This window comes from Aquitalea palustris, from assembly GCF_003693445.1.
GTDB classification, from domain to species: Bacteria; Pseudomonadota; Gammaproteobacteria; order Burkholderiales; family Chromobacteriaceae; genus Aquitalea; species Aquitalea palustris.
The window spans coordinates 1-26,546 of record NZ_RFAR01000043.1; the positions used below are offsets into that span (position 1 = coordinate 1).

Annotated in this window: 32 protein-coding genes; 2 read left to right on the top strand and 30 right to left on the bottom strand. The window is 61.5% G+C overall.

Features of this window, described 5'->3' with window-relative positions; translation table 11 throughout:
- From EAY64_RS10485 to EAY64_RS10600, 24 genes are all read right to left on the bottom strand, one after another.
- Positions 1-1,277: retention module-containing protein (locus EAY64_RS10485; protein ID WP_122081952.1), on the bottom strand; the 1,277-nt coding region annotated here is incomplete at its 3' end.
- Between the two features lie 177 nt (positions 1,278-1,454).
- Positions 1,455-2,063: a response regulator transcription factor gene (locus EAY64_RS10490; RefSeq protein WP_103524724.1), complete on the bottom strand. Its 609-nt coding sequence runs from the start codon at positions 2,061-2,063 to the stop codon at positions 1,455-1,457.
- Entirely contained in the window at positions 2,060-3,469 is a 1,410-nt protein-coding gene (locus EAY64_RS10495; protein WP_103524725.1) for an HlyD family type I secretion periplasmic adaptor subunit, read from the bottom strand. Before EAY64_RS10495 ends, EAY64_RS10490 begins: the two co-directional genes overlap by 4 nt.
- Entirely contained in the window at positions 3,469-5,637 is a 2,169-nt protein-coding gene (locus EAY64_RS10500; protein WP_103524726.1) for a type I secretion system permease/ATPase, read from the bottom strand. The genes EAY64_RS10495 and EAY64_RS10500 overlap by 1 nt, the downstream gene beginning before the upstream one ends.
- 230 nt (positions 5,638-5,867) lie before the next feature.
- A complete protein-coding gene (locus EAY64_RS10505) occupies positions 5,868-6,215 on the bottom strand; it encodes a DUF2069 domain-containing protein (protein WP_103524727.1) in 348 nt (115 codons plus the stop codon).
- Positions 6,212-6,955, bottom strand: a complete 744-nt coding sequence (gene tatC, locus EAY64_RS10510; RefSeq protein WP_103524728.1) for a twin-arginine translocase subunit TatC — start codon at positions 6,953-6,955, stop codon at positions 6,212-6,214. The genes EAY64_RS10505 and tatC overlap by 4 nt, the downstream gene beginning before the upstream one ends.
- Entirely contained in the window at positions 6,952-7,464 is a 513-nt protein-coding gene (gene tatB / locus EAY64_RS20905; protein ID WP_103524729.1) for a Sec-independent protein translocase protein TatB, read from the bottom strand. The genes tatC and tatB overlap by 4 nt, the downstream gene beginning before the upstream one ends.
- Before the next feature lie 15 nt (positions 7,465-7,479).
- On the bottom strand, positions 7,480-7,683 hold the full coding sequence (tatA, locus tag EAY64_RS10520) for a Sec-independent protein translocase subunit TatA (protein WP_103524730.1): 204 nt from the start codon (positions 7,681-7,683) through the stop codon (positions 7,480-7,482).
- A 58-nt stretch (positions 7,684-7,741) separates the two neighbouring features.
- Positions 7,742-8,065, bottom strand: a complete 324-nt coding sequence (locus EAY64_RS10525; protein WP_059286604.1) for a histidine triad nucleotide-binding protein — start codon at positions 8,063-8,065, stop codon at positions 7,742-7,744.
- A 22-nt stretch (positions 8,066-8,087) separates the two neighbouring features.
- Positions 8,088-8,408 (bottom strand): phosphoribosyl-ATP diphosphatase, encoded by a 321-nt coding sequence (locus tag EAY64_RS10530; protein WP_103524731.1) that lies wholly within the window; start codon positions 8,406-8,408, stop codon positions 8,088-8,090.
- Between the two features lie 124 nt (positions 8,409-8,532).
- Positions 8,533-8,925 (bottom strand): phosphoribosyl-AMP cyclohydrolase, encoded by a 393-nt coding sequence (gene hisI, locus EAY64_RS10535; RefSeq protein ID WP_103524732.1) that lies wholly within the window; start codon positions 8,923-8,925, stop codon positions 8,533-8,535.
- Complete coding sequence (gene hisF, locus EAY64_RS10540) at positions 8,922-9,689, bottom strand: imidazole glycerol phosphate synthase subunit HisF (RefSeq protein WP_103524733.1); 768 nt, start codon at positions 9,687-9,689, stop codon at positions 8,922-8,924. Before hisF ends, hisI begins: the two co-directional genes overlap by 4 nt.
- A 62-nt stretch (positions 9,690-9,751) precedes the next feature.
- Positions 9,752-10,495, bottom strand: a complete 744-nt coding sequence (gene hisA / locus EAY64_RS10545; RefSeq protein ID WP_103524734.1) for a 1-(5-phosphoribosyl)-5-[(5-phosphoribosylamino)methylideneamino]imidazole-4-carboxamide isomerase — start codon at positions 10,493-10,495, stop codon at positions 9,752-9,754.
- A 19-nt stretch (positions 10,496-10,514) separates the two neighbouring features.
- A complete protein-coding gene (gene hisH / locus EAY64_RS10550; protein ID WP_103524836.1) occupies positions 10,515-11,156 on the bottom strand; it encodes an imidazole glycerol phosphate synthase subunit HisH in 642 nt (213 codons plus the stop codon).
- 37 nt (positions 11,157-11,193) lie between these two features.
- Positions 11,194-11,787 carry an imidazoleglycerol-phosphate dehydratase HisB gene (gene hisB, locus EAY64_RS10555; protein ID WP_103524837.1) on the bottom strand — a complete coding sequence of 198 codons (594 nt, stop codon included), beginning with the start codon at positions 11,785-11,787 and terminating at the stop codon, positions 11,194-11,196.
- 4 nt (positions 11,788-11,791) lie between these two features.
- Positions 11,792-12,862 (bottom strand): histidinol-phosphate transaminase, encoded by a 1,071-nt coding sequence (hisC, locus tag EAY64_RS10560; RefSeq protein WP_103524735.1) that lies wholly within the window; start codon positions 12,860-12,862, stop codon positions 11,792-11,794.
- Positions 12,863-13,067: 205 nt separating this feature from the next.
- On the bottom strand, positions 13,068-14,360 hold the full coding sequence (gene hisD / locus EAY64_RS10565; RefSeq protein WP_103524736.1) for a histidinol dehydrogenase: 1,293 nt from the start codon (positions 14,358-14,360) through the stop codon (positions 13,068-13,070).
- A 17-nt stretch (positions 14,361-14,377) separates the two neighbouring features.
- On the bottom strand, positions 14,378-15,019 hold the full coding sequence (gene hisG, locus EAY64_RS10570) for an ATP phosphoribosyltransferase (protein ID WP_103524737.1): 642 nt from the start codon (positions 15,017-15,019) through the stop codon (positions 14,378-14,380).
- 40 nt (positions 15,020-15,059) lie between these two features.
- Positions 15,060-15,824 (bottom strand): flagellar brake protein, encoded by a 765-nt coding sequence (locus tag EAY64_RS10575; protein WP_226034334.1) that lies wholly within the window; start codon positions 15,822-15,824, stop codon positions 15,060-15,062.
- A 46-nt stretch (positions 15,825-15,870) separates the two neighbouring features.
- Positions 15,871-16,461, bottom strand: coding sequence for an SCO family protein (locus EAY64_RS10580; RefSeq protein WP_103524738.1), 591 nt, complete (start codon positions 16,459-16,461; stop codon positions 15,871-15,873).
- Positions 16,461-17,363, bottom strand: coding sequence for a heme o synthase (gene cyoE, locus EAY64_RS10585; RefSeq protein ID WP_103524739.1), 903 nt, complete (start codon positions 17,361-17,363; stop codon positions 16,461-16,463). The genes EAY64_RS10580 and cyoE overlap by 1 nt, the downstream gene beginning before the upstream one ends.
- A complete protein-coding gene (locus tag EAY64_RS10590) occupies positions 17,348-18,406 on the bottom strand; it encodes a COX15/CtaA family protein (protein WP_103524740.1) in 1,059 nt (352 codons plus the stop codon). The genes cyoE and EAY64_RS10590 overlap by 16 nt, the downstream gene beginning before the upstream one ends.
- 43 nt (positions 18,407-18,449) lie before the next feature.
- Positions 18,450-18,956 (bottom strand): redox-active disulfide-containing membrane protein, encoded by a 507-nt coding sequence (locus tag EAY64_RS10595; RefSeq protein ID WP_103524741.1) that lies wholly within the window; start codon positions 18,954-18,956, stop codon positions 18,450-18,452.
- Entirely contained in the window at positions 18,953-19,699 is a 747-nt protein-coding gene (locus tag EAY64_RS10600) for an SURF1 family cytochrome oxidase biogenesis protein (RefSeq protein ID WP_103524742.1), read from the bottom strand. The genes EAY64_RS10595 and EAY64_RS10600 overlap by 4 nt, the downstream gene beginning before the upstream one ends.
- Between EAY64_RS10600 and EAY64_RS10605 the strand changes: the two genes are divergently transcribed.
- Positions 19,665-19,865 carry a DUF2909 family protein gene (locus EAY64_RS10605; RefSeq protein ID WP_059284703.1) on the top strand — a complete coding sequence of 67 codons (201 nt, stop codon included), beginning with the start codon at positions 19,665-19,667 and terminating at the stop codon, positions 19,863-19,865. The genes EAY64_RS10600 and EAY64_RS10605 overlap by 35 nt on opposite strands.
- A gap of 11 nt (positions 19,866-19,876) precedes the next feature.
- On the opposite strand, the gene EAY64_RS10610 is transcribed toward EAY64_RS10605, so the two are convergent.
- From EAY64_RS10610 to coxB, 5 genes are read right to left on the bottom strand one after another with little or no spacing between them, the layout of a single operon-like run.
- Positions 19,877-20,740, bottom strand: a complete 864-nt coding sequence (locus EAY64_RS10610; RefSeq protein WP_103524743.1) for a cytochrome c oxidase subunit 3 — start codon at positions 20,738-20,740, stop codon at positions 19,877-19,879.
- Between the two features lie 10 nt (positions 20,741-20,750).
- Complete coding sequence (locus EAY64_RS10615) at positions 20,751-20,927, bottom strand: DUF2970 domain-containing protein (protein ID WP_103524744.1); 177 nt, start codon at positions 20,925-20,927, stop codon at positions 20,751-20,753.
- The gene (locus EAY64_RS10620; protein WP_103524745.1) at positions 20,924-21,469 is read right to left on the bottom strand and encodes a cytochrome c oxidase assembly protein; all 546 of its coding nucleotides are present in this window, start codon (positions 21,467-21,469) and stop codon (positions 20,924-20,926) included. The genes EAY64_RS10615 and EAY64_RS10620 overlap by 4 nt, the downstream gene beginning before the upstream one ends.
- 14 nt (positions 21,470-21,483) lie before the next feature.
- Positions 21,484-23,109, bottom strand: a complete 1,626-nt coding sequence (gene ctaD, locus EAY64_RS10625; RefSeq protein WP_103524746.1) for a cytochrome c oxidase subunit I — start codon at positions 23,107-23,109, stop codon at positions 21,484-21,486.
- A 10-nt stretch (positions 23,110-23,119) separates the two neighbouring features.
- Positions 23,120-24,256: a cytochrome c oxidase subunit II gene (coxB, locus tag EAY64_RS10630; RefSeq protein ID WP_226034332.1), complete on the bottom strand. Its 1,137-nt coding sequence runs from the start codon at positions 24,254-24,256 to the stop codon at positions 23,120-23,122.
- A 362-nt stretch (positions 24,257-24,618) separates the two neighbouring features.
- Here coxB and EAY64_RS10635 point away from each other — a divergent pair, with 362 nt between their 5' ends.
- Positions 24,619-25,914 carry an HD-GYP domain-containing protein gene (locus tag EAY64_RS10635; RefSeq protein ID WP_103524748.1) on the top strand — a complete coding sequence of 432 codons (1,296 nt, stop codon included), beginning with the start codon at positions 24,619-24,621 and terminating at the stop codon, positions 25,912-25,914.
- On the opposite strand, the gene bioD is transcribed toward EAY64_RS10635, so the two are convergent.
- Entirely contained in the window at positions 25,899-26,528 is a 630-nt protein-coding gene (bioD, locus tag EAY64_RS10640; protein ID WP_103524749.1) for a dethiobiotin synthase, read from the bottom strand. The genes EAY64_RS10635 and bioD overlap by 16 nt on opposite strands.
- Positions 26,529-26,546 lie beyond the last annotated feature (18 nt).

A 26,546-nucleotide genomic window follows, 5' to 3' on the forward strand; every position in this document is an offset into this window, starting at 1 on the left:
GCATCTGCCGGCAGGCCGATGTTCACCGTATCGGTGGTCGCGCTGCCTTGCTCGGCCTTGTTGATGTAGCCGTCGTGGTTGGCATCGGTGGCGATGACCACAGTCGGTGCCGACGGCGCGGTGGTATCCAGCGTACCGCTGTCTTTACCCTGGCCGGAGGTATTACCCACGGCATCAGTCTGGGTGGCGGTGATGGTGACGGCGGCGTCCTGTGCCGGCGGCGTCATGCTGATGGTGACGGTGCCATTGCTGTAACTGCCGCTGACCGTGCCGTCAGCACCGGTCACGCTGCCGTCGCTATGTACCACCAGCGTGGTGGTATGGCCGCCATCGTTGACCACGATGGTGGCGCTGCCATTCTTGGCCAGATCGGCGGCATCCAGCTTGACGGTGGCTTCCACCTTGCCGTTGACCAGATCGCCAGCGCCAATCACGCCGTTGGGGTCATTATGTTCGGTGATGGTCACCGTCGGCGTTGCCGGCGGTGTGGTATCGATAATCGCAGTACCAGTAGCGCTGGCCGAGGAACCGGCCGCATTGGTACTGGTGGCAATCAGGGTATCGGTGCCATCCGGCAGCTTCGACGACGGCGTCAGCTGCCAGTTGCCGTCACTGCCCACGACCGCGCTGCCAATCACTGTGCCGGCAGCATTGCTGACCACGACGGTCAGGCCGGGAATACCGGTACCGTGGATGGTGGGGGTGGCGTTATTGGTGGCGCTGATGTTCTCGATGGAAACGCTGATGGGCGTGGTGCCGGCAGCGGCAGCTTGTGCCGGCGCAGTACTGAAAGTCTCACCCTGCACGGTGGGTACAAGGACATCCGTCGTGGCGCTATTGTCCAGGCTGAGGCTGTTGAGGGTTTCGCTGATGCGCACCAGGCGGACAAAGCTGTGGCTGCCTTCATCGGTGGCACCGCCTGCGTTCAGGCCGGCAGCAGCAGAGTCGAGCTGTGCCAGCGGATCCTGACCATTTTCCAGGGCGGCCAATACTTGTTGCGCTTCCGGGGCCAGCTTGGCCACGGCGGCCTCGCTCTTGTCGGTGCTTTGCGGCGTCAGGGTTTCGTCAGTCAGTGCCAGATCACGCGGGCCATCCACCGTAATACTGTCACCCCCGGCGCGGGAGACGGTCAGTGTGGCGCCATCCAGCAGCACGACATGCTCGCCCGGCTGAATGATGTCGCCTGCCTTCAGGATGCGCTCGTGCCCCTGGGCATCGATGACTTTGACAATACCGTGGATGGCAACAACCTGACCTTGGATGGCGGGGGCATTCATGACTGACTCCTGAAGACGCAATAAGTATTGCGCCCAGATTAGTCAGGAGATTGGGAAAAACCTATTGTACCGAAGGGCAATTTCCTAATTAATTTCAGAAACTTCTCAGCGTTGTTTAAAAACAAAGCCGCAGTACCAAGCAGGCACTACGGCTTTGCACACGGAACAGGGAGAAGGCTAGCCGCCGGTGAGCTTGAGCAGCAGCTGCAGCCGGTCTTCCACCCCGAATTTCTGGAATACCGAGGTCAGGTGCGCCTTGACCGTGCGCTCGGAAATATCCAGCAAGCGGGCAATCTCCTTGTTGGCCTTGCCCTGGCGCAGCGCCTCCACCACCGCCAGCTCGCGCTCGGACAATTTGGCGGCCAGCGGCGATGCCGGCGTTGCAGGCAGACGGCTGCCAAAGCGGGCGCACAACTGCTGCATGATGCTGCGGCCCACCCAGGTGCCGCCAGCAGCAACTGTCTCGAACATCTGCTGCAGCAGGTCGCCCGTGCTCATGGCATGGGCATAGCCCACCGCGCCACATTGCAGCCAGTACAAGCCTTCTCCATCGCTGGGCTGCGAGGACAGCGCCAGCACCCGGCAATGACGGCAGGCCTGGACGATGTCCTGCTCCGCCACGTGTTGCTGGGCCAGATCAAGCAGCACCAGGCTGTCGGCCGCCACGGCATGGCGGTTGAGCGCGGCCAGATCAGCCAGGCGCAAGGCATCTTGCAGGCCCAGGCTGTCGGCCCAGTAGTCGGCCAGCGCCGGGCTGGCGGTAATCAGGATCACACTGTCGCTCATCGTTCGGTCAAAGCCTCTGCCTTGGCGCGCAGCACCGGTTTCAACAGATAGGAAAGAATGCTCTTCTTGCCGGTCATGATGTCCACCTGGGCCACCATGCCCGGAATGATGGGCAGGTGCTTCTCGCCCAGCGCGCCCTGTTTGGTACGGACCTTGACGATATAAAAGGCATTGCCCTTGTCATCAGTCACCGTGTCGGCACCGATTTCCTGCAAGCTGCCCTCCATGCCGCCATACACGGTGTAGTCATAGGCGGTAAAGCGCACCATGGCGCGCTGGCCTGGGCGCAGGAAGGCGATGTCACGCGGCGAAACCCGGGTTTCGATCATCAGCGAATCTTCCAGCGGCACGATTTCCAGAATGTCCTTGCCCGGCTGCACCACACCACCGATGGTGTTGACGAACAGGCGCTTGACCTCGCCCTTTACCGGCGAACGCACCTCGGACAGCTTCACCTTGTCGGCCAGGCCAGAGCTGCCGGCGGACAGGCTGTTGATCTTGCCCATGGTGTCGGACAGATCGGCACTGGCCTGATTGCGGAAATTCAGTTCCACTTCCTGGATTTTGTGATTGGCCTCGCTGATGGCCGCCTGCAGCTTGGGAATCTGCGCCCCGGCCATGTCGCGATCACCCTGATAGCGCGATACATCGCGCTGCAGGCGCAGCAGGTCGACATCGGACACCGCGCCTGATTCCTTCAGCGGCTTGGTCACCGCCAGTTCACGCTGGGTCAGTTGCAGGCCTTGCTGGGCCTGTTCGTAACGGGCACGTACCTCACTCAATTCCTGCGTACGCTGGGTCACTTCCTGGTGGGCAATGGATACCGTAGCCTCCAGCTCACGGCGCTTGGTCAGGTACAGATCCATTTCCTGCTTGGCCACATCGGGCGCCTGTGTGGTGACCTCCTTCGGCAGCTCGAACGGCACATTGTTGGCGATGGCCCGCAGCCGCGCCGCCTTGCCCAGCAGGGACAGGTATTGCGCCTGGTTTTCGTTGAGCGAGGAAACAAAGCGGGTATTGTCGATATTCAGCAGCAGTTGGCCTTTTTGCACGATCTGGCCTTCCTTCACCAGAATCTTCGACACCACGCCGCCGTCCAGGCTCTGGATATGCTGGTTTTGCGAAACCGGCACCACCTTGCCCTCGCCACGGGCCACTTCATCGATTTGCGAGAATGCCGCCCACAGCAGGGCCACCACCAGCAGGCCCAGCATGGTCCAGACAAATACCCGTGGCCGCCCCGGGCTTTGCTCCAGAATGGCCCAATCGCCGTCGGTGGCAAAATCCAAGCGGTCTTGCAGGTCGCGCGCGGCGGCCCAGTCCATCAGCTTGTCCCAGTAGGGCGCGGTTTTGTCCTGCCCGCGCACTATCCAGCCTTGCAGCTTTTGCTTCCAGGTCGTTTTCATCAATTCGCCCTCCCTACCTGGCCCTGCTGCAATGCCTGAATCACAGCGGCTTTTTCGCCGTCGGCCACGATGGCACCGTTGTCGATCACGATCAGCCGGTCGGCCAGCTCCAGCAAGGCATTGTGGTGGGTCACCATGATCATGGTCTTGCCGGCCATCACCTTCACCAGCGTCTGCTTGATCTGGTTTTCGGTGCTGTTGTCCATATTGCTGGTCGGTTCGTCCATCAGCAGGATGGGCGGTGCATTCAGCAGCGCACGGGCGATGGTGACCGCCTTGCGCTGGCCGCCGGACAGCGAATCGCCGCGCTCGCCGATAATCATGTCAAAACCCTGCGGATGGCCGTTGATGAACTCGGCCAGGCCGGCCAGTTCGGCAGCGGCGGCAATGCTGGCATCGTGCGCATGCGGTGCACCCATGGCGATGTTCTGGCGCAAGGTGCCATAGAACAGCACCGAATCCTGCGGCACATAGCCAATATGGCGGCGCAATTCGGCCGGATCGATCTGGTTGATATCGATGCCGTCAACCCGTACCGAACCTTCCGTTGGCCGGAACAGGCCGAGAATCAGCTTTTGCAAGGTAGTCTTGCCCGAGCCGACACGGCCGATGATCGCCACCCGTTCGCCCGCCTTGATCTTGAACGACACATTGCGCAAGGCCACTTGCGGATTGTCCGGGTAGCTGAAGGACACATTGCGGAATTCGATCTCACCCTGAAAGCTGGTGCGGTGGAAGAAGTTGGCATCCTGCTCGCGTTCCACCGGCATCTTCATGAAACCATCCAGCGAAGACAGCGAGGTCTTGGCATTGTGGTACTGGGTCAGCAGCCCCACCAGCTGGCCTAGCGGTGCCATGGCACGGCCAGACAACATTACCGCCGCAATCACCCCACCCTGCGAGGTATTGCCGTCCATGATCTGGTACACCCCCAGCACCAGCATCACGATGGACACCAGTTGGGTGATGAAGCCGGCAAAGGTATTGGCCGAGGTCGCCAGCAGCTTCAGCCGCGCCCCCACCTGGGCCAGATACAAGGTGCCCTGCTCCCAGCGCCCTTGTTGCTGGCCTTCCGCCGCCAGGATCTTGATGGTTTCCAGGCCGGCCAGATTCTCCACCAGCTGCGCATTGCGCTGGGCCGAGGCACGCAGGGTGGCTTCGGTCAGCTCCTTCATCTTTTCCTGGATCAGCAAGGCAAACACGATCATCAGCACCCCGCCCACCACCACCGGCAAGGTCAGCAGCGGCGACACCCACAGGATGGCCAGCAGGAAAATCAGCACGAAAGGCAGGTCGATCAGCGCGGTGATGGAGGCCGAGGCGATGAAATCGCGCACCGTTTCAAAGGCACGCAAATTGGACGAAAACGCGCCCACCGAGGCCGGCCGCGCTTCCATGCGGATACCCAGCACCCGTTCCATGATCAGGCTGGACAGCGTCACATCCACCCGCTTGCTGGCCAGATCAATCAGATAAGCGCGGGTCATCTTCAGCAGGAAGTCGAAAATCAGCGCCAAGAGGCCGCCAATGGCCAGTACCCATAGCGTTTCCGTCGCCATGTTTGGCACCACACGGTCGTAGACATTCATCGACACCAGTGGAATGACCAGCGCAAACAGGTTGATCAGCAAGGCGGCAATCATCGAATCGCGATACAGCGGCAGGCCGCCGTAAACCGTCTGCCAGAACCAGTGGCGCGAACGGATTTCACCCAGCTCGGGCGCGCGGCGTTCGAAATTGAAGCGTGGTCGCACAAAAATGGCCAGACCGGCATATTTCTCCGCCAGATCAGCCAGCGGGATGCTGGTTTCCGCTTCGGTCAGCTCGGCAAAACTCACCCGCGCCATGCCGCTTTCGCGGTCGATGCCGCGCAGAATGCAGGCCTCGTCGCCGTGCAACAGCAGCACTGCCGGCAGCAGCTGCTCGCGCAGCTTGTCCAGCGGCTGGCGCACCACGCGTGAAGTCAGGCCGATGCGCCGCGCCGAGCGCGAAAACATCGAGGGATTCAGCCGGTTGTTGATCAGGGGAATACCCGCCACCAACGACTCGCGGGTGGCATTGATGCCATAGGATCGCGCCAGCGCGAACAGGCAATCCAGCAAGGGGTCCAGATGAGTTGCCTGCAGGGGAATGGAGCTATGTTGCGGTTCCGTGGAAGGGGAATGCATGCGCTGCCCTCAATATGCTTTTGTTGTTGGCGGCTGTTTAGCGGGTCGCCGTTAATGCCGACATTCTAATGGAAGCTTTTATATCGGCAAATTCTTTCAAATAATTAAAATAATTGATTAAAAAAACAAGAAAATTCTCTACAGACTTTCATCACTTTATTTAAATCTGCCGCTAAAAACAAAAACCTGCCATTAAAGACAGGTTTTCGATCAATTACCGCAGCAAGCACTCAATGTGCCGGGCGTTTGAAAGTACGGGCAAAACCCAGCACACAGGCAAAAAACAGTACGCTGATGGCCACCTCGCACAAGGCCAGCGTCTGCGACAGGCCATGGTCAGCCCAGCTGCGCATGATGCCTTCGGTGAAGAAAGCCAGGATGAACATGCTGGACCACTGATAGGTATACAGCCGCTCTTTCAGGATGCCCATCAGCGGGGCCAGCAGCACCACCGCTTTGAGCGCCAGAAACGAGCCACCCGGCCGCAGCGGTGCCAGCCACAGCTCCCAGGCCAGGGTCAGCAGAATCAGCGCCACCAGACTGGCGGTGGCTCCATAGTGAAACAGTTTGCGGTTCATTTTTCCTGATTTCCGGCGGGTACGGCCGACGCGGGACGCGCCATGAATGCCGCCATGATGATGCCTGCTTCGTACAGCAACCACAGCGGCACCGCCAGCATGGTTTGCGACAAGACATCGGGGGGAGTCACCACCGCAGCCACCACGAAGGCGCCGACGATGACATAAGGCCGGCCCTCGCGCAGCTTGGCCACCGACACCACCCCCATGCGCACCAGCACGATGACGATGATGGGGACTTCAAAGGTGACGCCAAAGGCCATGAACATGCCCATGACGAAGGACAAATACTTGTCGATGTCCGTCATCATGCTCACCCCGCTGGGCGTCATCATGGAAAAGAAGTGAAATGCCACCGGAAACACCAGGAAATAAGCAAAACTCATCCCCAGCAAAAACAGCAGCACGCTGGCCACCACCAAGGGCAGGATCAGCTTCTTTTCATGGCTGTACAGCCCCGGGGCCACAAAGGCCCAGATCTGGTACAGGGTATTGGGCAGCGAGATGAGGAAGGCCACCAGCATGGTGAGCTTCATCGGCACGAAAAAGGTGGCGGTAACTTCGGTGGCGATCATGCTGCCGCCATTGGGCAGCGCATCCAGCAGCGGCTTGGCCAGCAGATGGTAGATGTCTCCAGACCAGTGAAACAGGCCAAGAAACACCAACAGCAGGCCGAGAATGGCGCGCACCAGCCGTGTACGCAATTCCAGCAGGTGGGCAAGCAGAGGTTGTTCGTTCATGCGTGAGGGCGGGATTCGGTAGCAGGCTGCGCAGCAGCCGGAGGAGGATCATCAAACAGGTCGAGCTGGTTTTCGTCGCGCGCTGGCGGTTCGGCCGCACTGTTTTCCACCACCAGGGCCGACACCACGGCCGCTGGCGCGGCAGCTGCCTCTAGATCAAGCGCGCCGTGAATGCTGCGTTCGGCTTCCACAAACGGAGCGCTGGCCTCGCCGGACAGCTGCTGCAACTGGGCGGACTGCTCGGCCATCACCTGGCGCACACCTTGCACCTCGGCCTCCATCTGCGACTTGAAGCTGTTGGCCGCATCCTGGATATCGTTGCGCAGGCCATCCAGCCCGCTCAGATTGGCCTGCTGATGGATGTCGGCCTTGACGCTGGCAACGAAACGCTGCGCGCGCGCCACCAGCGCACCCAGCGTACGGGCCACGGTGGGCAGCCGCTCCGGCCCCAGCACCACCAGGGCCACGATGCCGATCAGGAGGATCTCACCAAAACTGATATCGAACACGGCGCGCCCTGTGGGTTATTTCTTGTCGGTTTCGTTGTCGATGATGCGGCCAGATTCGGCAGGCTTGTCGGCCTTGTCGTTCTCGCCCTTCATGCCTTCCTTGAAGCCGCGCACCGCGCCGCCCAGGTCTTCACCCACGTTTTTCAGTTTTTTGGTGCCGAAAATCAGCACCACGATCAACAGCACCACCAGCCAGTGCCAGATACTGAAAGAACCCATTGCCACTTCCTTTCCAAATAGTCTGGCGCGCCGGCAAGCGGCGCACCGTCAAAACCGTTCAGCCCTTGTGGCCGAAAACATGCACATGCAGGTGGAACACTTCCTGGCCGCCGCCACGACCGGTATTGATGCCGGTCTTGAAGCCGGCGCTCATGCCCTGCTCTGCTGCCAGCTTCGGCACCAGGCCCATGATGCGGCCCAGCAAGGCTTCGTGTTCCGGGCCACAGTCGGCCAGCGAGGCCACATGCAGCTTGGGAATGATCAGGAAATGCACCGGCGCGATCGGGCGGATGTCATGAAAGGCGACGACATCGGCGTCTTCGTAAATCTTGTTGCAAGGGATGTCCCCTGCGGCGATCTTGCAGAAAATGCAGTCACTCATTGCTTGGTCCTGTACGAAGGGTTCAGGAAGGACGGGAGGCTTTTTCGTCGATGCCGGAAATGCCCTCGCGGCGATGCAGCTCCATCAGCACATCTTCCGGGCGCAGGCCATGATAAGCCAGCAAGACCATGGTGTGAAACCACAGGTCAGCCACTTCGCGCACCAGATGCAGCTTGTCCTTGTCCTTGGAGGCCATCAGGGTTTCGGCGGCTTCTTCTGCCACTTTTTTCAGAATGGCGTCTTCGCCCTTGTGAAACAGCGAGGCGACATAAGAGGACTGGGGGCTCGCTTCGCGGCGGGCTTCCAGCGTATCGGCAACCGTCTTGAGCACATCGAAGGTCATGATGCTTCACCTTTGCATACTGGGAATTCGGCAAGTATAGGCCGATTCGGACATCGGCCGTTAGCGCTTGGCATGGGCTGCCATTGTAGCGGCCGTGGCTGAGCGCGGTTTGATGCGGCGCAACTCAATGCTTGTGCTGGTAGATGGCATCCGGGTCTTTGAGCACGGCATCCACCACCGTCCAGCCGCCCTGTTCAAAACGGCGATAGAAGCAGCTTTCACGTCCGGTATGGCAGGCAATGCCACCGGCTTGCTGGATCTGCATCACGATCACATCGCCGTCACAGTCCAGTCGCAGCTCCTGCACGGTTTGCAGGTGGCCGGATTCCTCACCCTTTTTCCACAGTTTCTGGCGCGAACGGCTCCAGTAGTGGGCAATGCCGGTGTCAGCGGTCAGTTGCAGGCTTTCCCGGTTCATCCAGGCCACCATCAGCACACGGCCAGTGGCACTGTCCTGGGCAATGGCGGTCACCAGGCCCTGGGCATCCCATTTGACTTCATCCAGCCAGTTGCTCATAGCCGCACCTCGATGCCTGCATCACGCATGGCCTCTTTGGCCTCGCGCACGGTGTATTCACTGAAGTGGAAAATGCTGGCGGCCAGCACGGCATCGGCCTTGCCCAGCTTCACACCATCCACCAGATGCTGCAGATTGCCCACGCCGCCAGAGGCAATCACCGGAATGCCCACCCCTTCGGACACGGCACGGGTCAGCGGCAGATTGAAGCCGATCTTGGTACCGTCGCGGTCCATGCTGGTGAGCAGGATTTCCCCGGCACCGTATTCCTGCATTTTTTGCGCCCACTCGACTGCATCGATGCCGGTACGGTTGCGCCCGCCATGGGTAAACACTTCCCAGCGGTCGTTTTCCGGGGTCACCGCCTTGGCATCCACCGCCACCACGATGCACTGGCTGCCAAACTTGGCAGCAGCTTCTCGCACCAGATCCGGATTGGTCACGGCGGCGGTATTGATGCTGACCTTGTCGGCACCGGCATTGAGCAGGCGGCGGATGTCTTCCACCTTGCGCACGCCACCACCCACCGTCAGCGGGATGAACACCTGCTCGGCTACCGATTCGATCACATGCAGGATCAGATCACGGTCGTCAGAGCTGGCGGTAATGTCCAGAAAGGTGAGTTCGTCAGCGCCCTGCTCGTTGTAGCGACGGGCGATTTCCACCGGGTCGCCGGCATCGCGCAGCCCGACAAAGTTGACGCCCTTGACGACGCGACCGGCAGTCACGTCCAGGCAGGGAATAATGCGTTTGGCCAGAGTCATGTTCACGACACAAAAAAAGCTTGGCCGAAGAGTCTTCGGCCAAGCTGGGGTTTAAGGCAGGATCAGGCCTCGGACAGTTCGTCGGCCAGCGTCTGCGCGGCAGCGAAATCAATGCTGCCCTCGTAGATGGCCCGTCCGGTGATGGCGCCTTCGATGCCTTCGTCTTCCACCGCGCACAGATTGCGCACATCATCCAGATTGGTCAGGCCGCCAGAGGCGATGACCGGGATGGTGAGTGCCTGTGCCAGCTTGACGGTGGCTTCGATATTGACGCCGTTCATCATGCCGTCGCGGCCGATGTCGGTGTAGATCACCGAATTGACACCGTAGTCCTCGAAGCGCTTGGCCAGGTCAATCACATTGTGATTGGTGATCTTGGCCCAGCCATCGATGGCGACCATGCCATCCTTGGCATCCAGGCCGACAATCACCTGACCGGGGAAGGCATCGCAGGCATCATGCAGGAAACCGGGGGTTTTCACCGCCGCCGTCCCGATGATGACGTAGGACAGGCCCATGTCGAGGTATTTTTCGATGGTGTCCAGATCGCGAATGCCGCCACCCAGCTGAACCGGCATGTCATCGCCCACTTCCTGCAGGATGGAGCGGATGATGTTCAGGTTCTTGGGTTTGCCGGCAAAGGCACCGTTCAGGTCAACCAGATGCAGACGACGGGCTCCCTGGTCTCGCCAGTGAGTGGCCACCTTGACCGGATCGTCAGAAAACACGGTGGCATCGTCCATAACGCCTTGTTTCAGGCGTACGCATTGACCATCCTTGAGGTCGATAGCGGGTATAAGCAGCATGGTGCTAGATCAACGTAAGTTAAACACTGCCGTCCCATGCCAGGAAGTTCTTCATCATCTGAAGTCCGGCACGGTGGCTCTTTTCGGTATGAAATTGCGTCGCAAAGATATTGCCACGCCCGACGATACAGGAAAACCTGTCCGGGTACTCACTTTCCGCCAGCGTCAGCGCTGCATCAGCCGGGGCAAAATGGTAACTGTGGACAAAATAGAAACGCTCACCATCCTCGATCCCGGCAAACAGCGGATGGGATACAGTCTGGTAAACGCGGTTCCAGCCCATGTGCGGCACCTTCAGGCGCTCGCCAGCGGCGTCAGTCAGGTTAGCCGAAAAACGGACCACACTGCCCGGAAACAAGCCAAGTCCGGGCGTATCGCCTTCTTCACTGTGCTGGAAAAGCAACTGGGCACCCACGCAGATGCCAAAAAACGGCTTGGTCTGCGTGGTTTCACGTACGGCTTCGGCCAGACCGTAGCTGTTCAGCTCGCGCATGCAGTCCGGCATGGCACCCTGGCCGGGAAACACCACCTTGTCTGCCTTGACGATGGCTTCCGGGTCGCGGCTGAGGAAAATATCCGCCCCCGTCTCATTGACTGCCTGGATGGATTTCAGCACCGAGTGCAGATTGCCCATGCCATAGTCGATTACTGCGACTTTCATCATGCCCCTAACTGTTCAGGTGGAGATGGCTTGCGGCTCAGGCCGTCAGCGTGCCCTTGGTAGACGGTGTGGCACCACCCATGCGTTCGTCCACTTCACAGGCCATGCGCAGTGCGCGGCCAAAGGCCTTGAAGATGGTTTCGGCCTGGTGATGGCTGTTCACACCGCGCAGATTGTCGATGTGTAGCGTCACCATGCTGTGGTTGACGAAGCCATGGAAAAACTCGGAGAACAGATCAACATCAAACTGGCCGATGCTGGCGCGGGTGTAATCGACGTTGTACACCAGGCCGGGGCGGCCGGAGAGATCGATCACCACGCGGCTGAGCGCTTCGTCCAGCGGCACATAGGCATGGCCGTAACGGCGGATGCCTTTTTTGTCGCCAATGGCCTTGGCAAAAGCCTGGCCCAAGGTGATGCCGATGTCTTCCACCGTGTGGTGGGCATCGATGTGCAAATCACCCTTGGCGACGATGTCCAGGTCGATCAGGCCGTGGCGGGCGATCTGGTCCATCATGTGGTCGAGAAAAGGCACGCCGGTATCGAAATGGCTGCGGCCATTACCATCCAGATTGATGGTGACGGTGATCTGGGTTTCCAGGGTATTGCGGGTAACGGATGCGGTTCTCATGATTTCAGGCAAAGTAGCGGTCCAGTGCGGCAAGCACGGCCGTGTTTTCTTCCGGGCTGCCCACAGTCAGGCGCAGGCAGTTGTCGAGCAGCGGGTGGCTGCCATGCAAGTTCTTGATCAGGATGCCATTTTTCTTCAGCCATGCAAACAGCTGACCGGCATCCGGCACCCGTAGCGTGATGAAATTGGCTTGCGAATCAAAAACGGTAGTCGCTGCAAACTGGCGCAGGGCCTGCAACAGGCGCTGGCGTTCGTCGCGCAGGGTTTGCGCCTGCTGCATGAACACGTCCAGGTGGCGCAGCGCGAAACGGGCAGCGGCCTGGGTCAGGACATTGATGTTATAGGGTGGGCGGACCTTGTCCAGCTCGTCCATCCACTCGGCAGGGCCGGCAGCATAACCCAGGCGCAGGCCAGCCAGGCCGAGTTTGGACAGGGTGCGCATCACCAACAGATTGGGACGGCTACCCGCCAGCTCCATCAGGCTGTCGCTGGCAAAGGCCTGATAGGCCTCATCCACCACTACCAGGCCCGGTGCGGCATCCAGCACGGCCAGCACTTGCTCGCGAGCGAACTGCGGGCCGGTAGGATTATTCGGGTAAGACAGGAACACCACCGCCGGCTGATGGCTGGCAATCGCTGCCAGCAGGGCCGGCAGATCGAGGCTGAAATCGGCATTGAGCGGCACACCCACATACTGCAGGCCGGAGAACAGCGCGTTCATGCGGTACATGACGAAGGACGGCTCCAGCGCCAGCATCACCGCACCGGGCCGGGCCAGCGCCTGGGCAATCAGGGTGATGATTTCGTCCGAACCATTGCCCAAGAGCACACTGGCCGCGGCCGGAATAGCAAAAGCGGCCTTGAGTTCTTCCTTGAGGCCACCGCCATGCGGATCGGGATAGCGGTTGATGGCGACATCGGCCAGGCATTGCCCCAGTTCGGCGCGCAGTGCGGCCGGCAAGGCGTACGGGTTCTCCATGGCGTCCAGCTTGAGCAGGCCGGCGGCGTCAGATACATGGTAGGCCTTGATTCCGGTTATTTCCGGACGGACCAGTTGCTTGGCAGTCAATGTCATCACGATGGGGCTGTAGCGGTCATGGCGACCGGGCCAGCCATGCAGGTCAACAGGGGGCGTTGTCGGGACAACGCAGCAGGTGGCTATCCTACCGTGTTCGGCCGGTTTGGGCTACCCGGCCCAGCCAGGCGGATCCGGCGGCAGGGCCGGCAAAAACATGGCCAGACGCTGTCTGGCCATGTGCGGAGCGGGATAATCGACGGCCTCAGGGTTCCAGACGCAGCTCGGCAGCACGGGCGTGGGCGGTGAGGCCTTCGCCATGTGCCAGCACGCTGGCAATCTTGCCCAGCTTCTGTGCTCCTGCCGCAGAAACGCGGATCAGACTGGAACGCTTCTGGAAGTCGTACACCCCCAGCGGGCTGGCAAAACGCGCGGTGCGACTGGTCGGCAACACGTGGTTGGGGCCGGCACAGTAGTCGCCCAGGCTTTCCGAGGTGAAACGGCCCATGAAAATGGCGCCGGCGTGACGCAACAGCGGCAGTTGCTGTTCCGGCTCGCTCACCGACAATTCCAGATGCTCAGGCGCGATGTAGTTGGCAATCTCGCAGGCTTCGGCCAGATCGCGTACCTGGATCAGCGCGCCACGGTTGCCCAGGCTGGCTTCAATGATGGCGCGGCGCGGCATGGTCGGCAGCAGCTTTTCGATGCTGGCTTCCACTTCGGCAATGTATTCCGCCGACGGGCACAGCAGGATGGCCTGGGCGATTTCGTCGTGCTCGGCCTGGCTGAACAGGTCCATGGCAATCCAGTCGGCCGGGGTGTTGCCATCGCAAATCACCAGGATTTCGGACGGGCCGGCCACCATGTCGATGCCCACCACGCCGAACACGCGGCGCTTGGCGGCAGCCACATAGGCATTGCCCGGCCCGGTGATCTTGTCCACCTGCGGAATGGTGGCTGTGCCATAAGCCAGCGCGGCCACGGCCTGCGCGCCACCACAGGTGAACACCTTGTCCACACCGGCGATGAAGGCGGCAGCCAGCACCAGATCATTGCGCTCACCCTGCGGGGTGGGTACCACCATGATGATTTCAGCGACACCCGCCACCTTGGCCGGCATGGCATTCATCAGCACCGAGCTGGGATAGGCTGCCTTGCCGCCCGGCACATAGATGCCGACGCGGTCCAGCGGCGTCACCTGCTGCCCCAGCAGCGTGCCGTCTTCGTCTTCGTAGCTCCAGGAGTGGGCCAGCTGCTTTTCGTGGTAGCGGCGCACGCGTTCGGCAGCGGCGCTCAGCGCCTGTTGCACCTCGGCCGGCAAACGGTGCCAGGCGGCTTCCAGCTGTTCGCGCGACAGGGTGAGATCAGCCATGGAGGCTGCCTGCATGCGGTCAAAGCGGTTGGTGTATTCCAGCACGGCGGCATCGCCACGTGTTTTGACATCATCACAGATGGCGGCCACGGCGCTATCCACCGCCGGGTCCTGCGCGGTTTCAAAAGCCAGCAGGGCTTGCAATTGCTGCTGGAAATCAGCTTGGGTAGAAGACAGTTTCAGCATGGGATTCCGTTCCTGCCTTATGCCGGCACGGCAGAGGCAAAGGCATCCAGCACCGGCTGGATGCGGTCGTATTTGAGTTTGAGCGCAGCCTGGTTCACCACCAGCCGCGAACTGATGTCGATGATGTGTTCGACCGCCACCAGATTGTTGGCGCGCAACGTGCCACCGGTGGACACCAGATCGACGATGGCATCGGCCAGGCCTACCAGCGGTGCCAGCTCCATCGAGCCATACAGCTTGATGATGTCCACATGCACGCCCTTGGCAGCAAAATGCTCGCGCGCGATCTTGGGATACTTGGTGGCGATTTTCAGCCGGGCGCCCTGGCGCACGGCATTTTGGTAGTCGAAGCCGTTTTCCACCGCCACCATCATCTTGCACTTGGCGATATTCAGGTCCAGCGGCTGGTACAGGCCATCGCCACCGTGTTCGATCAGCACATCGCGGCCGGCGATGCCCAGATCGGCAGCGCCGTACTGTACATAGGTGGGGACATCCGAGGCTCTTACAATCACCAGCCGCACATCTGCATGATTGGTCTCGATGATGAGCTTGCGCGAGGATTCCGGATCTTCCGCCGGAACGATGCCGGCGGCGGCCAGCAGGGGCAGGGTTTCTTCAAAGATGCGCCCTTTGGACAGGGCAATAGTCAGGGTCATGATATTAAGCAGGCAATAGGGAAAAGAAGAGAAACCATCATCAGCCGACCAGGGCGCGCCGTTCGCGCTCCAGCTGGCCGACATAACGCTGCACCAGCGTTTCCGACGACGGAGTCATATTGAGAAAGGCGCAACCGGCACGGACGGCTTCATTGCCGTTGCGCAGCTGGGTAGTCAGGCGGTGGCGGATTTCGATACCCACCCGCAAGCTGCCCAGCGGTTTCAATTCGAATGAACAATTCTGGTATTTCTGGCCCAGATCGAAACCGGGCGCATGTGGTGCCGGCAGCCACAGGCTGCAGCCCCCCAGGCTGATGTCGAACAGCACCAGATCCAGCGGCCGGCCAGGGTAATCGGCGATATGGCAGCTAACCGGATTGCTGACCGGGGTCTGGATGCGGAAAAACTCGCGCCGCTGCAGCTTGATCACCTGCTCGGGCAGGTCCACCTCGAAGGCCGGGCCGCTGTCCAGCATCACCTTGCGGGCGGCGCTGGTGACAAACTGGGTCTTTACCCCGTCTGGCGAGCAGACAAACACATTGCGTTCGCTGGCGAGCAGTTGTTCATTGGTGGCCGGATCCGCCCCCCAGTCCAGCAACAGCACACCACGCTTGGCATCCACCTCCAGAAAGCGGGTGAGAATGAAGGTTTTTCCCTTGTTGGAAAATACCGTCACCATATGCCCGGACCTGGCGATAGACGCCAGATGATGCACGACCTCAACCGGGGTGGCCAGGATATACCTGGTCAGATCGGGCTGGGCATGGTCGCTGTGCAGCATACCGGGGTTGTTGTCTTCGCTCACGATGGGCGCTTCTTTCCGCAGTCAAAGTTGGGTGATTGCCTGAATTCTAGCGTAACAGCTGACGAATATCATGAGTCAGGCTGTCTGCCGGCGTGGCATAAGCCTCATAAACCCGTAATTTTCCGCTTTTGTCGAACAGATAAGAGCCGGCACTGTGGTCTACCGTGTAAGCGCCACCCGGCACCGCCACTTTCTGCGCCACCACCTTGTAGGCCGACTTGACCTGCTCGATCTGCGCCGCGCTGCCGGTCAGGCCGACAAAACGGGGGTCGAAGTGCGGCACATAGCCGGCCAGTACCGCCGTGGTATCGCGTTCCGGGTCGACCGTGACAAACAGGACCTGCACCTTGTCAGCGTCCGGCCCCAGCTTTTTCATGACTGTGGCGTATTCCAGCATGGTGGTGGGGCAGACATCCGGACAATGGGTATAGCCGAAGAACAGCGCGACCACCTTGCCGGAGAAATCGGACAGCTTGCGCGGCTGGCCCAGGTGGTCGGTCAGGCTGAAATCGCCGCCCAGCTGGGTATCGCTCATATCCGTGCCTTTGAGATCCAGCTTGGGGGCCGCCGGCGGCGCGCAGGCAGTCAGTGCGGCAAACAGAATGAACAGGGAGAGCAAACGTAGCAGATGGCGCATCAGGAAACCGGTAGCAGACAGTAATGATCGGACAGCATCGCGGCAAACAGCCAGGTCAGATACCAGATCGACCAGGAAAAGGTGCGGCGAGCCAAGGCGTCAGCATACTGACGATGCAGTTGCACAGCAAGAAACAAGAAGCGTCCGTCCAGTGCCAGGGCGGCCAGCAGATACAGCCAGCCGGCCACCCCCAGTGCCACCGGCAACAGGGTGACGGCGGTCAGTAGCAGGGTGTACAGCAGAATGGACAAGGTGGTGAAATCCTGGCCATGCGTCAGCGGCAGCATGGGCAGGCCGGCGCGGGCATAGTCGGCACGCCGGTATAGCGCCAGCGCCCAGAAATGCGGCGGCGTCCAGGTGTAGATGATCAGCAGCAGCAACAGCGCATGCGGGCTGACCTGCCCGGTCATCGCCGTCCAGCCCAGCAGTGGCGGCATGGCCCCGCTGATGCCGCCGATGACGATGTTTTGCGGGGTGTACGGTTTCAGCAGCAGGGTATACACCAGCGCATAGCCCAGCAGGGTGGCTAGCGTCAGCCAGGCGGTCAGCGCATTGACCCAGCCCCACAGCAGCAACATGCCAACAGCGCCCAGCAGCACCGCCAGCAGCAGGGTTTCACCGCGCCCGGCGCTGCCCCGCGCCGTGGCACGCCAGGCAGTACGCAGCATGCGGGCATCCAGCGCACGCTCCAGCAGGCAGTTGAGCATCGCCGCCGCGCCGGCCATCAGCGCAATACCCAGGGTGGCCGGCAATAACAGCCGCAGCGCCGGCAACGCTGGCTGCGACAGCAACATGCCGATCACGGCGCAGAACACGATCAGCGCCACCACGCGCGGCTTGGCCAGTTGCAACATGGCCAGCGCATGCGCATAGCCGGCTTGCACTCTCACACTGGCAGACATGGCCTGCTTCCCTCTCGCCCGTTTCCCTGCCGGCGCGACAACATGCCACCGCGCCAGGGCTGGACTGGACTGCTGCGGCTCTGCCAGCCCAGCCAGTGCTGACGCAAGGGCCGATAAGCGGCCGGCACCTGCAGCCGGCACAGCAGCATGCAGCTGCTCGCCAGCAGCAGCATGGCCCCGGCATGGTGGGCCAATGCTAGCGGCAAAGGGTGCAGCCACAGCACATTGGCCACGCCCAGCATAGGCTGCAGCAAGCCTAGCACCAGCAGCAACAGCAATTGACGGCGCAGACCGGGTATCGGCCACAAACGCCAGCACAGCAGGCCGAGCACCAGCATCACCACCAGCGCACCCAGCCGGTGCAGCCAGTGCATGGCTACCAGGCTGGCCATGGGTAAGGCTCCGCTTTGCAATACAAAAGCGTCAGCCAGAGCTGATGGCCACCAACTGCCGTTGCAGCGGGGAAAACCCTGGCAGGCCAGCGCCGCCTGATGGGACGACACCCAGCCGCCCAAAGCAATCTGCCCGGCCACCGCTAACAGCAACAGCCAGGCCAGCCTGCGCTGGCCAGCCCTCACCCGTACGCCCGGCCAGCGGCTGCCAGCTGCCTGCCACAGCAACAAGGCCAGCAGGCTCATGCCCAATAGCAGATGGCCGGTGACCACCAGCGGCTGCAGGCGCATGGTGACCGTCAACATGCCCAATACTGCCTGCAAGGCCAGGGACAGCAGCAGCAGGCCGGCAATACGCCGCTGCCGGCCGCTGCGCCAGGCTTGCAGCGCCTGCCACAGGATCAACAAGCCCAGACTGCCCGCCAGGTAGCGATGCAGCATTTCCTTCCAGGCCTTGTCCGGGCTGACCGGGCCATCCGGCTGCAGCTGCATGGCCTGCTCGATGGCCGCAGCGGCATGCGCCGGACTGAGCCGGCCATAGCAACCCGGCCAATCCGGACAGCCGAGGCCGGCATCGGACAAACGCACATATGCCCCCAGCGGCAGGACCACACAGGCCAGCAACAGGGCCAGCCAGGCCAGTTTTTTCATTGCGGCCTCCTTGCTGCCGGCCGGCGCCGGCAGCTGCACGGCATCATCCCAAGCCGTTGTTAACCTTCATCAGCAGCTGTACTTCCTTGATGATCATGTCCGGCTGCAGCACGTCCGGGTAAAACAGCACCTGGTTGCCCAGCGGGTCGATCAGGTAAAAACCGTCGGCTCGGGCCGGTAACCGGTCGCTCGCCACCGCCAGCTGCACAAAGCCCTCTGCCGCAGCCGGTGCGGCGGCGCTGTACAACAGCACCCGACGCAAGCGGCCGGCAGCTTCGCCCTGGGCCAGATGAATCTGTCGCATGGTGAACAGACGCTGCTGGCAGGCCTGCTCGCAACGCCCCTGAAACTGCCCGGCCAGCACCCAGCGCTTACCAGGCCAGTCCGCCCGGCTGGCGGCGGCAAAAGGCTGGGTCGGCAGCAATTCTCCAGCGCTGTAGCCCCCTGCCGGCGGCCAGTAGCGATAACTGAACCAGGCCGCCAGCAGCGGCAGCAGACAGAGCAGCAAGATCAGCAGCAACACCAGCCGGCTGTAGCGTCCCGGGCTCATCGCGGTCTCCCTCTCCATTGCCATGGCCGCAGCAATAGCAGCAGGCATAGCGCCAGCACCGCCCATTGCAGGGCATAGGCAAAATGTCGCTGCGCCGACAGGGGCGGCTGCAACGGCCACACCTGCAAACCGGGCAGCGCGGGCTGCAACACCAGCACGCCCTGGCGCCAGCGGCCCGGATACACCTGCGGCAAGCTGGCCACGGCGACCTCATCCACCCGGCCGGCAATGCCCGACCGCGCACCGGGCAAGGTCCAGCGCCCATGCCACGGCAGCCATTGCCCACTGAATAGCAGTGGCAGCGCCAAGGAGGGCTGCGGGCGGGAATCAGCCAGCCAGCCCAGGTCGAGCAGCAGCATGCTGTCATCCGCCAGCCGCACCGGCAGCAGCAGCCTGGCCCCCGGCTGCTCGTCCAGCAGGCTGTTACCCAGCTGGATCACCGCCCCCAGCGGACGGGCCCCTGCCACGCTGCGGCGGGAATAGTCCGGAGCCTGGGTAAGCGGCACCGCAGACCACGCCTGCGCCGGCTGGCTGCCCGCCCGTGCCAGCGCCTGTTCACGCTGCCACGCGTCCATGCCGCGCAACACCTGCCAGCAGGCCAATACAAAAGGTAACAACACACATAGCAACAGAAGCCCACGATTGCGCTTTTTGCCACTAGACTGAAAGCATGTTTTTGCAGGCGCAGCAGCACCGGAGGGCTCAGCCATGAAAATCGTCATCGTCTTTTTGCTTGCCTGCATCGTGCTGGCCCTGTTCTGGGGGCTATCCGGCCTGCTCAAGGCCGAGTCCGGCTCACAGCGGCTGATCCGTTCGCTGACCCTGCGGCTTGGCTTGTCCATTGGTCTGTTCATCCTGCTGTTGCTGGGGGTGCTGTTTGGCTGGTGGCGGCCGCATCAGCCCAGCTAGGCTGGCTGCGGCTACAGGCAGTAGACGAAGACAAACAGCAGCAACCACACCACATCGACAAAATGCCAATACCAGGCGGCCGCCTCGAAAGCGAAATGGTGTTGCTGGTCGAAGTGCCCGCGCAGCACCCGCAACCACACCACCAGCAGGATGGCACTGCCCAGCAAGACATGCAGACCATGCAGGCCGGTCAGCATGTAGAAGGTCATGCCGTAGCCTCCCGCCGATAATGTCAGCTGCTGTGCCGTCCAGGCATGGTGGTATTCGATGGCCTGCAGACAGAGAAACCCCAGCCCCAGCACGATGGTGATGAGCAGGCCCAGCTTCAGTTGCGCCCGTCGCCCCAGTAGCAGGCCCCAGTGCGCCCAGGTCAGGCTGACTGCGGAAGATAGCAGGATCAGCGTATTGAGCGCCGGCAGCCCCCAGGCTTCCATCGCCTGATAAGCCGGCCCCGCTGCCGGGGCGGTCTGTAGCGGCCAGCTGGCGGAAAAATCCGGATAGAGCAATTTGTAATCCAGGCTGCCCAGCGTTGGCAGCGCCACCTGGCGCACCCAGAACAGCGCGGCAAAGAATGCGCCAAACAGCATGACTTCCGAGAAAATGAACCAGCCCATGCCCCAGCGGAAGGACAGCGCCTCCTGCCCGTGATAGCGGCCGCCCACGCTCTCGCCGATGACATCGCCAAACCAGCCGAACAACATGCGCAGCAGGATCAGCCCACCCAGCGCCAATACCCACCAGCCCAGCAGCATGCCGTTGACGGCGAAAGCCGCCCCCAGTCCCAGGCAGAACAATGCCACCGCCCCCAGCACCGGCCAGTGCGATGGTGCGGGGACAAAATAATGTGCCTGCCCATGCTCATCCAGTAGCGCCATGATGTTCTCCTCAATGGCTGATCCAGTTCACCAGCAACAGCAGCGCGCAGATCAGCGCCAGCACCAGCAACAAGGCAGTGGCAATCAGCTGCAGCGGCCGCAAACGCCCGTCTTGCTGTGCCGCCTGCTGCCGGCGGATGCCGGCAAACGCCGCCAGTACCGCCAGCACACCACGCCACCAGCTCATGGCCCGCCCTCCCCCTGCGGTACATCGAACACGCTGTACGACAGGGTGATGCTGTCTATTGCTGCCGGCAGCGTCCGGTCTATCACCAGCACCACCGGGAAACGCCGTGTCTCTCCCGGCTGAAACAGCTGCTGGCGAAAACAGAAGCACTCCAGCTTCTTGACATAAGCCGCCGCTTCGGCCGGCAGATAGCGTGGAATCGCCTGCCCCACCACCTGCTGCCGACTGTTATTGCGCAGCTCGTACTGCAGCTGGATGAACTGCCCGGTTTTCACCTGCAGCCGCGACTGCAGCGGCCTTACCTGCCAGGGCAGGCCCGGCTGCACCATGGCATCCAGTTGCAGCAGCACCGGCCGTGCCGCGATCTGCGCCGCATCCCTGCCCGGCATGGCATCGGCCACCACCACCCGGTTCAGACCGGTCACCTCGCAAATCACCCGGTACAGCGGCACCAGCCCCCAGGCAAAACCGAACATCAGCAACACCAGCAGCAGCAACCTGCGCAACAGGGTGAGATTGGCTGCCTGCATACCACTGGCCATGGTGGTCTCCCGTGCTAGCCGTGCTTGCCGCCCTGCATGGCAACCACCACGCCGTTTTCTGCCACGTCCAGCTGTGGAGCCTCGCTGAAGCTGTGATAGGGCGCGGGCGTCGGCAGCCGCCACTCCAGGGTATTGCCCCCCTCCCACGGCTGCTGGGCAGCCGTTTTGCCATGGCGCAGCGAGTACAGGATGTTCACCAGGAAAATCAGCTGGCCCAGGCCAAACATGAAGGCCCCGACGCTGGCGATCTGGTTGAACTGGGTAAATTGCAATGCGTAGTCGGGAATGCGCCGCGGCATGCCGGCCAGGCCAAGAAAATGCATGGGAAAGAAGGTGACGTTGAACCACAGCAGCGACCACCAGAAATGCAGCTGGCCCAGCCGTTCCACATACATGCGTCCGGTCATCTTGGGAAACCAGTAATACACGGCGGAAAACAGGCTGAACAAGGCACCGGCCACCAGCACGTAATGAAAATGGGCCACTACGTAGTAGCTGCCATGCAGTTGCACATCTACCGCAGCCACACTCAGCGTCACCCCGGACAGCCCGCCAATGGTGAACAGCAGGATGAAACCGATGGCAAACAGCATGGGGGTTTCAAAGCTCATGCTGCCCTCCCACATGGTGGCTATCCAGTTGAATACCTTCACCCCGGTGGGCACGGCGATCAGCATGGTGGCGTACATGAAAAACAGCTGGGCGGTAGCCGGCATGCCGGTGACAAACATGTGGTGCGCCCACACCATGAAGGACAGCACACCAATCGAGCTGGTGGCATACACCATGGAGGTGTAACCAAACAGCGGCTTGCGGGCAAAGGTGGGAATCACCTGGCTGACAATGCCGAAGGCCGGCAAAGCCATGATGTAGACCTCGGGATGGCCGAAAAACCAGAACACATGCTGGTACAGGATAGGGTCGCCCCCGCCGGCGGCATTGAAGAAATGCGTGCCGAAGTGGCGGTCGGTCAGCACCATGGTGACCGCACCGGCCAGCACCGGCATGACGGCGATGATGAGGTAGGCAGTAATCAGGCTGGCCCAGGCAAACATCGGCATCTTCATCATGCCCATGCCGGGCGCCCGCAGATTGATGATGGTGACCACGATATTGATGGCCCCCATGATGGAGCTGACCCCCAGGATATGGATGGCAAAAATGGTCAGATCCATGCCCATGCCCAGTTGCACCGACAAGGGCGCATACAGCGTCCAGCCGGCTGCCGCCGCACCGCCAGGCACTACAAAGGACAGCAGCAGCAGGGCCATGGCCGGTGGCAACAGCCAGAAGCTCCAGTTATTCATGCGGGCAAACGCCATGTCCGGCGCGCCTATCATCAGCGGCAGCATCCAGTTGGCCAGGCCGGTAAAGGCCGGCATGATGGCGCCGAACACCATGATCAGCCCATGCAGGGTGGTGAGCTGGTTGAACAGCTCCGGCTGGAAAAACTGCAGGCCGGGGCGAAACAGCTCGGCCCGTATGCACAGGGCCAGCACCCCGCCCACCAGAAACATGCAGAAGGCAAACCACAGATACAGCGAACCGATGTCCTTGTGATTGGTGGCAAACAGCCAGCGCCGCCAGCCATGTGGCCGGTGCGACTGCTGCGGTACTGCTGCAAGACCGGCAATAGCCATGCTGCCCTCCTCAGGATGCGGCACCGGTACGGGCGGCCCTGATCTCGGCCGGCTGCACCAGTTGCCCGGTGTGATTGCCCCAGGCATTGCGCTCGTAGCTGATGACCGCCGCGATGTCGGTATCGGACAATTGCTTGCCCCAGGCCTGCATCGCGGGGTTTTTCTGGCTGCCATTGAGCACGATGTTGATATGGCCGGCCTTGTCGCCATTGACCACGGGCGAACCATCCAGCGCCGGAAAACTGCCGGGGATGCCCCTGCCGTTTGCCTGATGGCAGGGAATGCAGTTCTGGCCATACACCTTCTCGCCACGCTCGCGCAGTGCCGCCAGCGTCCATACCCGGGTCGGGTCGTCAGCACTGGCTGCCGCCTGCTTCAGCCGCGCAGCGCGCCAGTGTTCATAGTCCTCCGGGCTACGCGCATCCACCACGATGGGCATGAAGCCATGGTCCTTGCCGCACAGCTCGGAACACTGGCCGCGATAAATGCCGGGCCTGTCCACCATGAACCAGGCATCACGCAGAAAACCGGGGATGGCATCCTGCTTGATGCCCAGCTGCGGCACCCACCAGGAGTGGATGACATCGTTGGCAGTCAGCAGCAGCCGCACCTTGCGCCCGGTAGGCACCACCAGCGGCTCATCCACCTCCAGCAGATAATTCAGCGGCTTGGCCACCGTACCGGCGATGGCAGCAGCCGGCGTAGCCAGGTGGCTCATGAAGCCGAAATTGTCGTCGAGATAGTCGTAGCGCCACTTCCACTGATAGCCGGTGATCTTGATGGTCAGCTCCTCGCCACGCGTGCTTTTCTGGTTCAGCACTGCCTGGGTTGCCGGCCAGGCAATCAGTAACAGGATCAACAGCGGGATGATCGTCCAGATGATTTCCACCGTGGTGTTCTCGTGGAACAGTTTGGCCGCGTGGCCGGCTGACTTGCGATGACGCACGATGGCATACAGCATGACGGCCAGCACCAGCAGGAAGATGCCACCGGTCACCAGCAGCAACATGCTGTGCAGATCGTATTCCAGCCGGGCAAGCGAGGTGGCGGGGGCTTGCAGATTGATGGCCGCGACCTGGGCCTCTATGGCAGTGCTGACGAACAGACTGCTGGCGGCGGTACTGCCCGGCATGTACCGGCAGGACATGGTCCCCCCTCTCTGGCCAGCCGGCTGCGACACTGGCCTTTCAAGTGCTGACAATAACAATCATCAGCAACTGCTTGAAATGCTAGGCCACCCCCAGATAAAAACAAGAATCTTTCATGATGCAATGCAAAAGGGAATCATTATCTCTAATGCATAAACTTGTAATTGGAATGAGATGACAAATAATGAGAATGAAGCGATAGCCATTCTGGTTAAAAGCCTCTAACAAAACCTCGCAGAGAACCCAAGCCAAAGCCTGCCGCCGCAGACAGTACAAGCAGTACGGCCTGGAGGCACAAGGCAGCAGCGGTGGTTTTGTCAGTGGGTCTAAAACGCAAGCACTCCAGCCGACAACCAACATCATGTCCAATCCCAGCCGTGCGCAGTACAGCGCCAATCCGCATTTTCTGCGCACCCTGTCCGGCCTGCTGGCCAGACAGGCCATCGTGGTGGAGCATGCCATCAGCGCGCCCGACGGCAGCATCCTGCTAACCAGCGGCAGCCGCCTGCAAGCACGACACTTCCAGTTGCTGCCACAACAGCTGCTGCGCTCGCCACTGGAATCCAGCCTGGTTCTTCCCGACTTTGCCGCACACCGCCTGCTACGAGAAAAAAGCAGCCAGCTGCTTGCCAGTCAGCCACTGCTGCTGCAGCTACTGGAAAAAACAGCACACCGGCATGCCTGCCTGGCCGTGTTGGAAAACCTGCCCCTCAATCATGCACTCACCGTTTTGCTGGCGATGCTGGAAGAACAACAACTGCTGGAACATGGCCTGCTGTGCTGCCTGATCAGCCTGGGGCTGGCCTTACGCACCGGGCAATCCAGCGCACTGCTGGAACAAATCGCCCTGGCAGCGCTGTTTCACGACATCGGAGAGCTGTATCTGGCTGCCGGACAAGCGGCCACCGCCAGCAATCGGGCGGGGGCGCTCCCCTGGCGGCAAAGGATGGTGCATCCGCTGATTGCTTACCGGCAGATGCTGCAACTGGGGCAGCACCCGCAGCTGGAAGCGATTGCGCTGGCCATGCTGCAGCATCACGAGCGGCTGGACGGCAGCGGCTATCCGCGGCGGGAAAAGGAAAAACAACTGGGTATTGCCGGCCAGCTGATCGCCGTGGCCGACCTTAGCTGCCGGCTGCTGCAGAAAAGCCATTCCTGCCAACGGCTGGATATTGCCCTGCGCATCATCCCCGGCGAATTTCACCGCCCGGCGGTGGCGGTGATGAACCGCGTGCTCAAACAGCTGGGCAAGGACGCGCCGAACACGCCGACACCAGCACCGGCGATGGCGGCATTGCACGCCCTGCTCAAGCGCATCGGCGAAATCACCCACCTGCTGCTCAATCTGCAGGAAGAAACACTGACAGCGGCCGGCCAGGCGGCGCTCGGCCGCTGCATGGGCCAGTTTGATACCATCCAGCGCTCGCTGTTCAGCACCGGCATGCAAGCCAACCAGCCACTGGGACAGGAGGAGGATCTGCAGCTGGAGATTCTGCTGGTGACCGAGGAAATCAACTGGCGGCTACGCAATCTGGGCCGCGATCTGAGCCTGGCCCAGGACAAGCTGGGCCCGGATGATGCCATGCTGTTCCAGCCGCTAAGCAGCGTGTTGCTGGCCAGCCTCCAGCCGGAACCCTCCGTTCAGGCTGGCGCGTAGGGCAGCTCCAGCAACAAGGGCGCGTCGATGGCCGCTTGCAGGGTAGCCAGATTGTCGGCATAGGCCAGTTGCTGCGGCACCACCCGGTTGGCCACCCAGCCGGCCAGCGTCAGTCCTGAGGCCTGGATGGCCCGCACCGTCAGCAAGGCATGGTTGATGCAACCCAGCCGCATGCCCACCACCAGAATCACCGGCAATTGCAGCGCCCGCGCCATGTCCTCCATATACAGACCCTCGGCCAGCGGGGCGAGCCAGCCACCAGCCGCTTCCACCAGCACGGTGTCCGCCTGCGTCGCCAGTTGCTGGTAATGGCTGACAATGGTATCCAGCGCAATCTCCACTCCGGCCTGGCGCGCGGCGATATGCGGTGAAACCGGCGGCAAAAAGCGGTAGGGGTTCATCAGGTCCAGATCCTGCTGGCCGGTCACCGCCACCAGCCGTGCCACATCGTCGTTCAGCCAGCTGCCATCCGGCAGAATCTCGCAGCCGGAGGCCACCGGTTTCATCGCCAATACCCGCTGCCCCTGTGCCTGCCAGTGACGGATCAGCGCGACAGCGGAATGGGTTTTGCCGATTTCGGTATCGGTGCCGGTAATGAAAAAGCCTTGAGCCATGGTGAGTGTGCCTTGCAT